At 66.3% G+C, this 12,264-nt stretch carries 13 protein-coding genes and 1 pseudogene; 9 read left to right on the forward strand and 5 right to left on the reverse strand.

Annotation, left to right across the window (positions count from 1 at the left end):
• The first annotated feature begins 3 nt into the window (after nucleotides 1-3).
• Together ACIBI6_RS02225 and ACIBI6_RS02230 are read left to right on the forward strand one after the other, a co-directional pair.
• Nucleotides 4-816 carry a shikimate dehydrogenase gene (locus ACIBI6_RS02225; protein WP_364340158.1) on the forward strand — a complete coding sequence of 271 codons (813 nt, stop codon included), beginning with the start codon at nucleotides 4-6 and terminating at the stop codon, nucleotides 814-816.
• 46 nt (nucleotides 817-862) lie between these two features.
• Nucleotides 863-1,345, forward strand: coding sequence for a B-4DMT family transporter (locus ACIBI6_RS02230; protein ID WP_364340160.1), 483 nt, complete (start codon nucleotides 863-865; stop codon nucleotides 1,343-1,345).
• A 257-nt stretch (nucleotides 1,346-1,602) separates the two neighbouring features.
• On the opposite strand, the gene aroB is transcribed toward ACIBI6_RS02230, so the two are convergent.
• The 4 genes and pseudogenes from aroB to ACIBI6_RS02250 form a co-directional block, all read right to left on the reverse strand.
• Nucleotides 1,603-2,775 (reverse strand): 3-dehydroquinate synthase, encoded by a 1,173-nt coding sequence (aroB, locus tag ACIBI6_RS02235; RefSeq protein WP_396955051.1) that lies wholly within the window; start codon nucleotides 2,773-2,775, stop codon nucleotides 1,603-1,605.
• Nucleotides 2,776-3,187: 412 nt separating this feature from the next.
• Nucleotides 3,188-3,706: pseudogene (locus ACIBI6_RS02240) on the reverse strand (shikimate kinase); the annotation flags it as partial.
• The gene (gene aroC / locus ACIBI6_RS02245) at nucleotides 3,703-4,896 is read right to left on the reverse strand and encodes a chorismate synthase (RefSeq protein WP_396955255.1); all 1,194 of its coding nucleotides are present in this window, start codon (nucleotides 4,894-4,896) and stop codon (nucleotides 3,703-3,705) included. The gene aroC and the pseudogene ACIBI6_RS02240, both read right to left, overlap by 4 nt.
• Nucleotides 4,897-4,978: 82 nt before the next feature.
• A complete protein-coding gene (locus tag ACIBI6_RS02250) occupies nucleotides 4,979-5,434 on the reverse strand; it encodes a prepilin peptidase (RefSeq protein ID WP_396955052.1) in 456 nt (151 codons plus the stop codon).
• 154 nt (nucleotides 5,435-5,588) lie between these two features.
• On the opposite strand from ACIBI6_RS02250, the gene ACIBI6_RS02255 reads away from it, so the two are divergent.
• From ACIBI6_RS02255 to ACIBI6_RS02285, 7 genes are all read left to right on the forward strand, one after another.
• Nucleotides 5,589-6,716: a M24 family metallopeptidase gene (locus tag ACIBI6_RS02255; RefSeq protein WP_396955053.1), complete on the forward strand. Its 1,128-nt coding sequence runs from the start codon at nucleotides 5,589-5,591 to the stop codon at nucleotides 6,714-6,716.
• 47 nt (nucleotides 6,717-6,763) lie between these two features.
• Nucleotides 6,764-7,327, forward strand: coding sequence for an elongation factor P (efp, locus tag ACIBI6_RS02260; protein WP_364340710.1), 564 nt, complete (start codon nucleotides 6,764-6,766; stop codon nucleotides 7,325-7,327).
• A 34-nt stretch (nucleotides 7,328-7,361) separates the two neighbouring features.
• A complete protein-coding gene (nusB, locus tag ACIBI6_RS02265; protein WP_364340168.1) occupies nucleotides 7,362-7,871 on the forward strand; it encodes a transcription antitermination factor NusB in 510 nt (169 codons plus the stop codon).
• The gene (locus ACIBI6_RS02270) at nucleotides 7,868-8,134 is read left to right on the forward strand and encodes a YciI family protein (protein ID WP_364340170.1); all 267 of its coding nucleotides are present in this window, start codon (nucleotides 7,868-7,870) and stop codon (nucleotides 8,132-8,134) included. Before nusB ends, ACIBI6_RS02270 begins: the two co-directional genes overlap by 4 nt.
• 339 nt (nucleotides 8,135-8,473) lie before the next feature.
• A complete protein-coding gene (locus ACIBI6_RS02275) occupies nucleotides 8,474-9,370 on the forward strand; it encodes a hypothetical protein (protein WP_364340172.1) in 897 nt (298 codons plus the stop codon).
• On the forward strand, nucleotides 9,371-10,057 hold the full coding sequence (locus tag ACIBI6_RS02280) for a hypothetical protein (protein ID WP_396955054.1): 687 nt from the start codon (nucleotides 9,371-9,373) through the stop codon (nucleotides 10,055-10,057). It abuts the gene before it with no gap.
• A complete protein-coding gene (locus ACIBI6_RS02285; RefSeq protein WP_396955055.1) occupies nucleotides 10,039-10,965 on the forward strand; it encodes an inositol monophosphatase family protein in 927 nt (308 codons plus the stop codon). Before ACIBI6_RS02280 ends, ACIBI6_RS02285 begins: the two co-directional genes overlap by 19 nt.
• A 1-nt stretch (nucleotide 10,966) precedes the next feature.
• Here ACIBI6_RS02285 and ACIBI6_RS02290 read toward each other — a convergent pair whose 3' ends face one another.
• Complete coding sequence (locus ACIBI6_RS02290) at nucleotides 10,967-12,226, reverse strand: SLC13 family permease (protein ID WP_396955056.1); 1,260 nt, start codon at nucleotides 12,224-12,226, stop codon at nucleotides 10,967-10,969.
• Nucleotides 12,227-12,264: the final 38 nt, after the last annotated feature.

The raw sequence follows: 12,264 nt of genomic DNA on the forward strand, positions 1-12,264 counted from the left end.
GCGATGCCGACAACGCGCAAGGCGGCCGTGCTCGGTAAGCCGATCGCGCATTCGCGGTCGCCGCAGCTGCATCTGGCGGCCTACCGTGCCCTCGGGCTCGACTGGACCTATGAGCGCATCGAATGTTCGGCCGAGGAGTTGCCCGGTCTGGTCGATGGGCTCGGGCCGGAATGGGTCGGGCTTTCGGTGACCATGCCGGGTAAAGAGGTCGCGCTGGCATATGCGAGCGAACGCACGGAGCGTGCGGTACTGGTGGGCTCGGCGAATACGTTGGTTAGGATCGGCTCGGAGGGTTGGTGTGCCGACTGCACCGATGTCGACGGGGTGCTCGGCGCGTTGCGCGGTGCTGGCGTCGGCGAGTTGACCGAGGGCGTCGTACTCGGTGCGGGCGGGACCGCACGTCCGGCGCTGCTCGCGTTATCCGAACTCGGTGCGAAGACGGTGACCGTCGTCGCCCGCGATGCCGGAAGGGCACGCAACGCCGTGGATCTTGCCGAGCGGCTCGGTATGACTACCGCCGTGATCGGCTTCGACAAAGACGCATTGCGTGCGGCGTGCGCGGATGCCGGTGCTGTGGTGAGCACGATCCCGGCCGAGGCGGCTGCGGTCGTCGCCGAAGCGGTGGCCGCGGCCCCCGTGGTGCTCGACGCGATCTACGATCCGTGGCCGACGCCGCTGGCCGTTGCGGTCGCGCGGGCCGAGCACACTGTGGTCGGCGGGCTGGAGATGCTGCTGAATCAGGCCTATGGACAGGTCGAACAGTTCACCGGCCGCCCGGCTCCGCACGCGGAAATGGCCGCGGCAATAAATCTGTAACCGGTTCTCATTTGGATCCGGCCGACTCGAGGCTATGGTGTTGACCATGAATGGTTGGGTGTTGCGGGCCATTGGGCTCGGTGCGCTGGTCGTTTTCCTGCGTGCCGCGCTGGGATTCGCGATGGTGTACTGGCCGACCCAGGGCAGTTGGATGCGACCGCTGTGCCTGGTGGTGCTGCTTGTCGCGGTGGTGTTCTGGGGTGTGTTGGATGGCCGCAAGGATCGTGAGGTCCATCCGGATTCGGAGCACGGCTCCGACCTGACCATCCTTTGGCTGAAAACCGCGGTCGCCGCAGGTCTGGGTAGCGGCGCGGTCTCGTGGCTGCTCGACTGGCTGCCCCGGTTCGATCTCGGCGATAACGGCCTGTTGTTCGAAATGACGGCGGGCGCGTCCTTCATCGTCCTGCTGGTCTTCATTCCAGGTCTTATCGGCATCGGCATCGGCCGCATCATTGCCGATCGCCAGATCAACAAGTCCGCTGATCGGCCTACACCTCAGGCACCTGGCGCCGCGGCGACTCCCGCGTAGCCGCTCACGTATTCGACTGGAGGCGACCCTCATCGGCTGATACGGCCGGAGGGTCGCCTTCGTTTTCCGGATGGGCCGCAATCCTGTTCGCGTCCCGGGGACGGGCGGGTTCGGCCGGTCTGTTCACCGAGCCCATGTTCGACGAGGACGGGTTGCTCAGCGCCCGTGCAGCCGGTCGGGATGTCGTCGGCAGATGTGCCGAGATCGTGATGCGAGGCGGCGCACCCGACTCGGATGCGCCGCTGCAATGTTCGCGACTACAGCAGGATCGCGCCACTACTGTCGCTGTCCTCCCTGGCGATGGCCGAGTAGGCGGCGGCCAGCAGGGTGGGGTCGGGGCCTTCGAGGCGGCCGGGTTTGGCGAGGCCGTCGAGGACCACGAAGCGCAGAACGCCGGAGCGGGTCTTCTTATCGGTCTGCATGGCGTCGAGGAGTTGGGGGAGGGCGTCGGCGTCGTAGCTGGTCGGCAGGCCGACGCTGGCCAGGACGCTGCGGTGACGGTCGGCGGTGGCATCGTCGAGGCGTCCGGCGAGGCGGCCGAGTTCGGCGGCGAAGACCAGACCGACCGAGACGGCCGCACCGTGCCGCCAGCGGTAGCGCTCGCGGCGCTCGATGGCGTGACCGAGAGTGTGGCCGTAGTTGAGGATCTCGCGCAGGCTGGCTTCCTTGAGATCGGCTGCGACAACATCGGCCTTCACCTGAATGGCGCGGCGGATCAGTTCGGGCAGCACGTCGCCGGTCGGGTCGAGTGCAGCCTCGGGATCGCGCTCCACCAAGTCCAGGATCACCGGGTCGGCGATGAAACCGGCCTTGATGATCTCGGCCATACCGGCGACGATCTCATTGCGCGGCACCGTTTCCAGGGTCGCCAGATCGACCAGCACCGCGGCCGGTTCGTGGAAGCTGCCGACGAGATTCTTGCCCGCCTCGGTATTGATACCGGTCTTACCGCCGACGGCCGCGTCGACCATGGCCAGCAGCGTGGTCGGCACATGCACGATATGCACCCCGCGCATCCAGGTGGCGGCGACGAAGCCGGCCAGATCGGTCGCCGCCCCGCCACCGAGGGATACCACGACGTCATTGCGGGTCAGGCCGATGCGGCCGAGCACCTCCCAGCAGAACCCGGCCACGGCCAGATCCTTACCGGCCTCGGCATCCGGGATTTCGACGCGGTGCGCGTCGATACCGTTGTCGGCCAAGGCCTTGCGCACCACCTCGGCGGTTTCGGCAAGGGGCGGCTGATGGAAGATCGCGACGGTGCGCACGCCGGTGGTTGCGCCGACGACCGACTCGACGAGCTCACCGAGTAGGCCGCGGCCGACGATCACCGGATACGGATCGGCGGTGCGGACCTCGATGCGACTGGGCTCGGTCGGGCTTGTCGGATGGTCAGCGGGGCTGACCGGTCGCTCGCTTCGCTCACTCATGCGTACTCGGCTCCGATTCTGTGCGTGCTGTTTGTTTGAGCGCTCGCGCGCGGGCGCGCCGGGCCCGGGTGCGGCGGGACCGGCTTCCAGGTGTTGCCGGGTCGCCGGATCCTTCGGAACCGGCGCGGCCATTGGTGATTTTGCCGGTTGGCTTCGGGCGGTCGACTGTGGCGGTATCGGTCGTGATCCGGTTGCCCGCGGTGATCTTGCCGGTGGGCTTGATCCGCTCGGTTGCCGCGGAGTCGGTGCCATCCGTCTGTGCTGCTGCTGCCCGGCGACGGGCGGCCGCACGGGCCCTGGCGGCTCGGCGGGCGCGAGATCTATTGCTGCCCTGCGGTTTCGGTGCTGTGCCCGTCGACGCGGTTTCGCTCGAATCGGGCTCCGATTCTTGTGGCAGCACCGATTCCATGCCCAACTTCGCCATGATCATCCGCACCACCCGGCCCGGACTGCGACCGTCGGTGCGCACCCGCACCGTCGCGACTTCCCGGTACAGCGGTCTGCGCTTGCGCATCAGCTCCCGATATTTCGTACCCGGATCCGCACCGTTGAGCAGTGGTCGCTGGGTACTCGCGCCGGTGCGCCGAAGTCCTTCGGCCACACTGATTTCCAGATACACCACGGTGCGATTGCGCAGCAGCGCCCTGGTGTCGTTGGACAGCACGGCCCCACCGCCGAGTGAGACGACACCGCGTTCGGCGAGGATGGCGCGGCGCACCACCTGCTCCTCGATCCGGCGGAATTCCGGTTCGCCGTCCTCGGCGAAGATCTCCGGGATGGTGCGTCCGGTCTCGCGCTCGATTCCGGCATCGGTGTCGTAGAGCTCGACACCGAGTTCCCTGGCGAGCTTGCGGCCGATCGTCGACTTCCCCGCCCCCGGCGGTCCGACCAGCACCACGCGCGGTGCGCGCGGATCGGACTGCACGATCATTGCGGAACGTGTGGTCGGGTGCCGATGCGCTTGACGTAGCTGGTGATGTTATCGACGGTCTCGACCAGCGAATCTCCGCCGAACTTCTCCAGCGCGGCCTGCGCGACAGCCAGCGCGACCATGGTCTCGGCGACCACACCCGCGGCGGGCACGGCGCAGACATCCGAGCGCTGGTGGATGGCGACGGCCTCCTCGCCGGTGGTCATATCGACCGTGGACAGCGCGCGCGGCACCGTCGAGATCGGCTTCATCGCGGCGCGCACGCGCAGCGGCTCGCCATTGGTCATACCGCCCTCGAGACCACCGGCTCGGTTGGTCGAGCGCAGCACGCCGTCCGGTCCCGGCTTCATCTCGTCATGTGCCTGGCTGCCGCGACGGCGCGCGGTTTCGAAACCGTCGCCGACCTCGACGCCCTTGATCGCCTGAATCCCCATGAGTGCGCCCGCGAGTCGCGAATCAAGCCGATCCGCGCCGCTGATGAACGAACCCAATCCGACCGGTAGCCCGTCCACGACCACCTCGACCACACCGCCAAGGGTGTCACCATCCTTCTTCGCGGCCTCGATCTCGGCGATCATCGCGGCCTCGGCGTCCTTGTCGAACGCGCGCACCGGACTCTCATCGATCGCGGCCAGGTCGGCGGCGGTCGGCACGATGCCGGTGGTGTTGGCGGCGGTGCCGATCGAGACGACGTGCGAGATGACCTCGACGCCGAAGGCCTGGCGCAGGAAGTTCCTGGCGACCGTGCCCGCCGCCACCCGCGCGGCGGTCTCGCGGGCGCTGGCGCGCTCCAATACATTGCGGGCGTCGTCGAAGTTGTACTTGAGCATGCCCGAGTAGTCGGCATGGCCGGGTCGCGGCCGGGTCAGCGGTGCATTGCGGGCCAGATCGGCGAGTTCGCCCTCATCCACCGGGTCCGCGGACATGACCGTCGTCCACTTCGGCCATTCGGAGTTCGCGATCTCGATGGCCACCGGACCACCCATGGTGCGCCCGTGCCGCACCCCGCCGATGATGGTGACCTTATCGGCCTCGAACTTCATCCGGGCGCCGCGCCCGTACCCGAGCCGACGGCGCGCCAACTGTGCGGAGATCTCGTCGGATGTCACTTCGACACCGGCCACCATCCCCTCGAGGATGGTGACAAGAGCGGGACCATGGGATTCTCCGGCAGTTATCCAGCGCAACACGCTGTCCATCTTCCCATGTCGGCGCGGGTGCTCCGGCACGTGGCCCGCCGTGATCACCGGCACGGCCGCGCCACGACATCGACTAGCCATACGCCGCCGCCAGGCTCAGCACCGTCGCGAGACACATGGCCGGCCCATGGGGTAGCGGATGCGGTCCGGCGCGGTCAGCGCCGGATCGAATCCGCCCGTGGGCCAACACGGCGAGCCCGAATGCCGCGGTCAGAATCGGTGCGATGAGCGCCGCCCGCACCCAAACCTGCGCACCGCCGAGGGCAGCGACCGCGCCCAGTCCGACGGCCAGTTTCACATCACCGGCCCCGAGTGTGGGCGGTGAGATCAAGTGCACCAATAAATATGGCGTCGTCAATAGGACCGAACCGACCACCGCGGCTGTGAATTGTGTTGCGAACAGCGCATATCCGAAGATGATCACCGCACCGGATGCGGTGAGCGCATTGGGCAGTCGACGCTGCTGGATATCGAAGGCGGCTAGCGCCGAGCACCAGGCCGCCAGCAGGGCAAAAACGATGGGGGACATGGCATTCAGCCTCGCCCGTCCGGGTCGCGGAAGCAGCCCCCGATTCCGGATTGGGGATAACCGATCAATATGTGAACATCGATCGCCTCGCTCGAATACCGCTAGACCGGTGTTTTATGCGGGATCTACGGCGTGTCGGCGGTAGTTTTGAGACATGTCTGCTGATCACGTGGGCCCTGGGCCCGACTACGCGGGGCGCCGTAGCGCACTGCGCAGTCTGCTGGTGGAGAACGAGGTCGACGCGCTGTTGGTCACCGATCTGGTGAACATCAGGTACCTGACCGGCTTCACCGGGTCCAACGCCGCACTGCTGGTGACCTCCTGGGATATCCGTAATTCCGAAGAACGCACCGTGATCGGCACCGATGGGCGTTATCTGAGCCAGGTCGTCGAGCAGGTGCCCGACCTGCGCGCCGAAATCGCCAGGGCCACCGCCCGACGCATCGTGGAGCTCGCGGGGGAGTGGCAGCTCGGCCGGGTCGGTTACGAGAGCCATATCGTCACCGTCGACCAGCATCGCGGATTGATCGAGCAGAAGACCGGTTTGGAATTCGTCGCCACTCCGGGGCTGGTCGAACAGCTACGCATGGTCAAGGACGCTTACGAGATCGAACAGTTGCGTGCCGCCTGCGCCGCGGGTGACGCTGGGCTGGCGATGCTGCTGGAACGCGGCGGCCTGCGCCCCGGTCGTACCGAACGTCAGGTCGCCAGGGATCTGGAATGGGCGATGTTCGAACACGGCGCCGATGCGGTCGCCTTCGAGACCATCGTGGCGACCGGCGCGAACTCCGCCATCCCGCATCACCGGCCAACCGGGGCGATCCTGGCCACCGGCGATTTCGTCAAGATCGACTTCGGCGCTGTGGTCGGCGGCTACCACTCCGATATGACCCGCACTTTCGTACTCGGCGCCGCGTCCGACTGGCATCGGGAGGTGTACGCGCTGGTCGAGGCGGCGCAGCGGGCAGGACGCGAGGCGCTGAAGCCCGGCGCACAGGTCGCCGATGTGGATGCGGCGGCGCGTGCGGTGATCGAGGAGGCCGGGCACGGGAAGTTGTTCGTGCACGGTCTCGGACATGGTGTCGGACTGCAGATCCACGAAGCGCCGGGAATCGCCAAAACCGGAACCGGTACACTTCTGTCTGGCGTGGCGGTGACCGTCGAACCAGGTGTGTACTTCCCCGGCCGCGGCGGCGTCCGGATCGAGGACACGCTCGTGGTGCGCGAGGGGGGCCCGGATCTGCTCACCAACACCAGCAAAGACCTGACCGTCGTCGAATGACGCCGGTCACCGAGACCGCATATCCAGAACTAGGAGATCCGAGAACAGTGGCGGACACCAGCGACTTCAAGAACGGCCTCGTGCTGAAGATCGACGGTCAGCTCCAGCAGATCGTCGAATTCCAGCACGTCAAGCCGGGTAAGGGCCCTGCCTTCGTGCGGACCAAGCTGAAGAACGTGCTGTCCGGCAAGGTTGTCGACAAGACCTTCAACGCGGGCGTCAAGGTGGAGACCGCTACCGTCGACCGTCGCGATATGACCTACCTGTACCACGACGGCTCGGATTACGTCTTCATGGACGGCGAGACCTTCGACCAGATCTCCATCTCCGAGGAGACCATCGGCCCGGGCGCGCGGTTCCTGCTGGAGAATATGGTGGCGCAGGTCGCCACGCACGAGGGTGCGCCGCTCTACGTCGAGCTGCCGGTCACCGTCGAGCTCGAGGTGCAGCACACCGATATCGGCCTGCAGGGCGACCGCTCCACCGGCGGCACCAAGCCCGCCACCCTCGAGACCGGTGCCGAGGTGCAGGTCCCGCTGTTCATCAACACCGGCGACAAGCTGCGCATCGATTCGCGCGACGGCAGCTACCTCGGCCGCGTGAACGCCTGATCGCCGGTCGCGGCGAACAGGGATAATGACTGTTGTGGCGGAACAGCCCGTAGACAAGAAGTCCACGTTCAAGAAGCTCGGCGCGCGCCACAAGGCCCGCCGCCGGGCGGTCGATCTGCTCTTCGAGGCGGAGGCCCGCGATGTGGACGCGGCCGACCTGCTCACCGAGCGGGCCGAGCTGGCGACCCAGGATCAGGCGGTCGCCCCGGTGCACCCCTATACCCGCACCGTGGTCGAGGGCGTCGCCGACGATCTGGATCGGGTGGACGGCACCATCGAGTCCTACCTCAAGGATTGGGAGCTGTCCCGGCTGCCCGCCGTCGACCGGGCCATCCTGCGGATCGCGGTGTGGGAGTTGTTCCACGCCAACGATGTTCCGCCGGTGGTCGCCGTCGACGAGGCGGTCGAGTTGGCCAAGGAGCTGTCCACCGACGATTCGCCCGGATTCGTCAACGGTGTGCTCGGCCAGGTCGTGCTGGTCGCCCCGCAGGTGCGCGCGGCCGCCGCTGCGACCAGGGCGCCGCGCCCGGAGTCGCAGGAGTGATCAACAAGTACCTGGTCATGGCGATGCGTAAGCCGTCGTTCGACCCGGCCGTGATCGAACCGCATAGGCGGTTCCTCAACGAGTTGCTCGAGCGCGGGCAGTTGGTGGAGAGCGGGCGGTTCACCGACGGCACCGGTGGTGCGTACGTGATCCATGCCGAAAGTCTCGAAGCCGCAAGGGAAATCGCGCTCACCGACCCGGTGCACACCACAGGTTCCTCGGAGCTGACCGTGTACGAGTGGGAGATCGCCGTCTCCGCCTGATCGACAACGGAAACAGCCGTACACCTCAAAAGGTGTGCGGCTGTTCGCGTTTCGGCACCCGCCCGCGCTCCCGCTGGTGGGTGTACGGGCCCAGCGGGAGCGAACCACGAGCCGTCCACTCCGACGGTCCGCGGACTCGGGTGTGCCGGATTCGCAGCGAGATGTCGCATCCGAACCGTGACACCTGTCCGATCCTGATTCCTCAACCGCACTCGAGGTCAAGCCGATGTGACCGGTACCACATGGCCGGTCACGGTTGCAATGGACTCGCCAATCGATACGCCGTCGTAGCCGGGTGCACCTATCCTGGGGGGAAACCCTTGGGGAGGCCGAAAACGTATGGGACGGGTTCTGATCTGGCTGCGCAACAATATCGACGGTCTCGTCGCGTTGGTGCTCGCGGTGATTTTCGGCGTGATATCGCTGATCGATATCGGCCTGTTCGATTCGGATCTGATCAACGCGGTCATTCTGCTGGTGCTCGGCCTGCTGGCCACTACGCTGCTGCGCGATCGGCACTTGTCGGCCAAGGCCATTCGCGATACGACCTCGGTGCAGTTGCTCTACGGTCCCGAGATCGGGCACGCGCATACACTTGCCCGGCGCGGTACCGAACAGTGGCTTTTCAAGGGCGGCACCGGAACCTATCTGCGTGCGGTGACGCTGCGGGAGTGTGTGGAGAACGCACGCCGCGAACAGCGTCCGCTGCGGATCCAGGTGGAGGTGCTGGATCCGACCAATGAACCGCTGTGCAAGACCTATGCGCAGTTCCGCTCCTCGCTGGTACCCGAGGCCGACCGCACCGGCGAATTGTGGACCACCGAGCGGACCCGTAAGGAGTCCTTCGCGACGGTGCTCGCGGCCTGCTGGTACCGGCAGCGGTTCACCTTCCTGACCATCGATGTCGGGCTCTCGATGGTGATGACGACCTTCCGCTGGGACCTCTCGTCGAGTTGTGTCATTGTCACGCAGGACAATCCGAATACTCCGGCCCTGATGTTCGAACGGGACAAGCCCTACTACCGGGACTTCAACCGGGAGCTCGTGGCCAGTTTCAAGCAGGCCAGACAGGTGCCGCTGAGCCGCAGCGAGGAACTCGCGCTCGCCGACGAGCCGTCGGTCGATCAGACCCGCGCGCTATTCGATCTGCTCGGTCTCGCGCTACCGGCGTCCTATACCGATCGCGATGTCGCCGATATCGTGCGACGCGCACTGCAGCCGAGGAATCCGTACTGAATGAACGACTACGCGCGACTACGCAAGTTGATCGGCTCCGATGCGGCGGGTCCCGCGGTCCGAGGCTGGGCGCGCGATCTCATGACTGCGGTGCTCGACGGTCGCGCCGAGGTCGGCGCGGTCCGGCATCCGTTGGGGTTCTTGTGTTTTCCAGCGTGGCGTGACGGCGGCCTCGGCGTCTGCGTGCACGTCTGGACCGATGGGCTGCGGTCGCATCCGACGACCTCGGCGATGCACGCGCACAGCTGGGATCTGCTCAGCGTCGTCTTGTACGGCGAGGTCGGCAACGAGATACTCGAAGTGGAAAGCTCTGCGGACCGGGCGACCCATCGTATCTTCGAAATCAATAGTGGCGCCGACGGTGATGTAGTGCGTGCGACGGAGTGTCTGGTCCGCTATCGCACCCGATCCAGTGAACATTTCCGTGCAGGCGAGGTATACACCCTGCCGCACGGGGTATTTCACCTCTCCGATGTGCGCGGTGAGGCGGCCACCGTGGTGCTCGGCGAGGTTCGCCGCGGCCGACCGGACCGATCCCTCGGCACCTTCGCCACCGTCGACCACTGGGTGCACCGAACCGGTTGCAGCCCGATCGAAACCCGCCGTGCCGCGCAAACGGTGCTGGACCACCTGCAGGAGCCCACCCTGCCGGAACAACTGGAGGACCGATGCGAGCAGGCGACGTAGCGAACCTGGTATTGCCACCGGATGGTCCGGCGCTGGGCGATCCGGATCCGATCAGCCCCTTCGACCGGCTGGAGACCGTCCTGATGACCGCTGCCGAGGTTGCCAGAGGGGCGGCGATCGAGGCGGGTCGAGCGATTCGGGAGGGTCTGGCCGGATCACTCACGGTCCGCACCAAGGACGCCAGCGGTGATCTGGTCACCGATCTGGACCTGCGTGCGGAACATATCATCGTCGGCCATATCCGCCGGGCATTCCCACACCATCGCATCCTCGCCGAGGAATCCGGGCTGCAGGGAGTCGACGATTCCTGGTGCTGGGTCGTCGACCCGCTCGACGGAACCAATAATATCGCCATCGGCCTGCCCGTATGCACAATCGGTATCGCCCTGTGCCACAACGGAATTCCGATGCTCGGCATTGTCCATGAACCATTGGCCGACCGCGCCTGGTCCGCCGTGCGCGGATCCGGCGCGACGGGTCCGGACGGCCCACTCTGGCGACCGCCGCACCGTACCTCCGAATCCGCCCCGACCCTGGCCTGGTTGCAGGGTTATCCGGTGACCCGCAGCGACACCACGGCACGCGCCCTGCGCCTGGCCCTGGAATCCGGTTCCCGTCGCCTGATCCAACTGTGGTCGCCGCTGTTGTGCTGGGTCATGCTGAGTCGCGGCGATATCGACGGATTCGTCGGTTACCGAGCGGGGTTGGTCGATCTGCCCGCAGGCACCCTGCTGGCCCGCGAGTCCGGTATCCACATCACCGATTTCGACGGCGCTCCGCTCAATGACCACCTCGACCTCCCCGGCGGTGAAGTGAACTTCATTGCAGCCAGTGCCGAGATGCTGCCGGAGTTGGCCTTGCTGGTGAAGGCCGCCGCCGAGGTCAGTGTGATGGGGCTGCCGGGCTGAGCTATCCCGTCGCCAACAGCGCAGCCACGGCAGCGGTCGTAGCGACAACCGCGAGCCCGAGTCCGGTGAGCACGAACCGCGGCATCGGCACCCGAACACCATGGGTGCGGCAGAACTCCAGGCACAGCAGCGTTGCCAGCGACGCCCATGGCGTCACGATCGGCCCGACGTTGGTGCCGATGAGCAAGGCCAGCAACTGATTTCGATTCTCCTCGGACACCACCGCCTCACCGGCGGTGTAAGCGGGAAGATTATTGGCCACATTGGACAATCCGGCACCGGCGGCCGCCGCACGGTAGGCCCCGACTGCTCCGGAGTCGTGCCCGATCAGGGCTTGCATGACATCAGCCAGCCCGAACCTGCTCAACGTCGGCACCACCAGGAACAACCCGACTACGAAAACCAGCAATTGCCACGGGATCAGCGATAGTCGCAGCGCCGAACGGTCGAAGATCGCGAAGGCGACCACCGCGATGGTGGCGGCCAGGGTGGCGGCGATACCGATCCGGTCACCGACGAACGGGATCGCCAGAATGAACAGCAGACATGCGCCTGCTGTTGTATAGAGCAGCGTGCGCTCCCTGGCATCCGCCGGACGAATCGGTTCCGGCGGTACGTACCGGTCGGCTTCACGTCGTCCGCGCCGCCAGTACCAGACCCAAAGGCACACCATGGTCGCCGTGATCGACACCAGCTGCGGCGCCCACATTCGCGCCGCGAAATCCGTGGCGCGCAGCGCGACCCGGTCGGCGGCGAGCAGATTGGTGAGATTCGAGACCGGCAGCAGCAGACTCGCCGTATTGGCCAGCCAGAGCGTGGTCATCGCCAACGGCAGCGGTGGAATGCGGGCCGGTATCGCCAGCGCGAGCATGACCGGGGTCAACAAGACGGCAGTGGTATCGAGATTGAGCAGAATCGTTGTCGCCGACGCGAAAAGCACACAGAGCAGGAACAACGCCGGATAGTAGCCCCGCCCGAGAATGGCCAGCCGGTGCGCGATCACATCGAACACCTTCGCCTGCCGCGTCAGTTCCGCGAGAATTATCACACTGCACAGGAACAGCAGCAGCGGACCGATCCGGCGCATATTGTCGGCGGCCTCGGCGCGTGGCAGCAATCCGGTCGCCACGCACAGCAGTCCGGCCGCGAACAGTCCGAGCCGGACCCAATCCAGCGTGCTCAGTGCCCGTCTCGACGGTGCGGACACCAGGGCACTCGACGGTGAGTTCTCCGCGGCGGAATCGACCTGTTGCTCGGACACATGCCCCATCATGCAGCATATCCGCTGGGGCACTTCCG

It is taken from the genome of Nocardia sp. NPDC050412, from assembly GCF_044458825.1.
In the GTDB taxonomy this organism is placed as follows: Bacteria; Actinomycetota; Actinomycetes; order Mycobacteriales; family Mycobacteriaceae; genus Nocardia.

Coding starts and splice junctions, on each gene's coding strand:
- ACIBI6_RS02225 (WP_364340158.1), top strand. CDS start 4: ATGCCGACAACGCGCAAGGCGGCCGTGCTCGGTAAGCCGATCGCGCAT.
- ACIBI6_RS02275 (WP_364340172.1), top strand. CDS start 8,474: ATGGGACGGGTTCTGATCTGGCTGCGCAACAATATCGACGGTCTCGTC.
- ACIBI6_RS02230 (WP_364340160.1), top strand. CDS start 863: ATGAATGGTTGGGTGTTGCGGGCCATTGGGCTCGGTGCGCTGGTCGTT.
- aroB (WP_396955051.1), bottom strand. CDS start 2,775: ATGAGTGAGCGAAGCGAGCGACCGGTCAGCCCCGCTGACCATCCGACA.
- ACIBI6_RS02250 (WP_396955052.1), bottom strand. CDS start 5,434: ATGTCCCCCATCGTTTTTGCCCTGCTGGCGGCCTGGTGCTCGGCGCTA.
- ACIBI6_RS02280 (WP_396955054.1), top strand. CDS start 9,371: ATGAACGACTACGCGCGACTACGCAAGTTGATCGGCTCCGATGCGGCG.
- ACIBI6_RS02285 (WP_396955055.1), top strand. CDS start 10,039: ATGCGAGCAGGCGACGTAGCGAACCTGGTATTGCCACCGGATGGTCCG.
- ACIBI6_RS02255 (WP_396955053.1), top strand. CDS start 5,589: ATGTCTGCTGATCACGTGGGCCCTGGGCCCGACTACGCGGGGCGCCGT.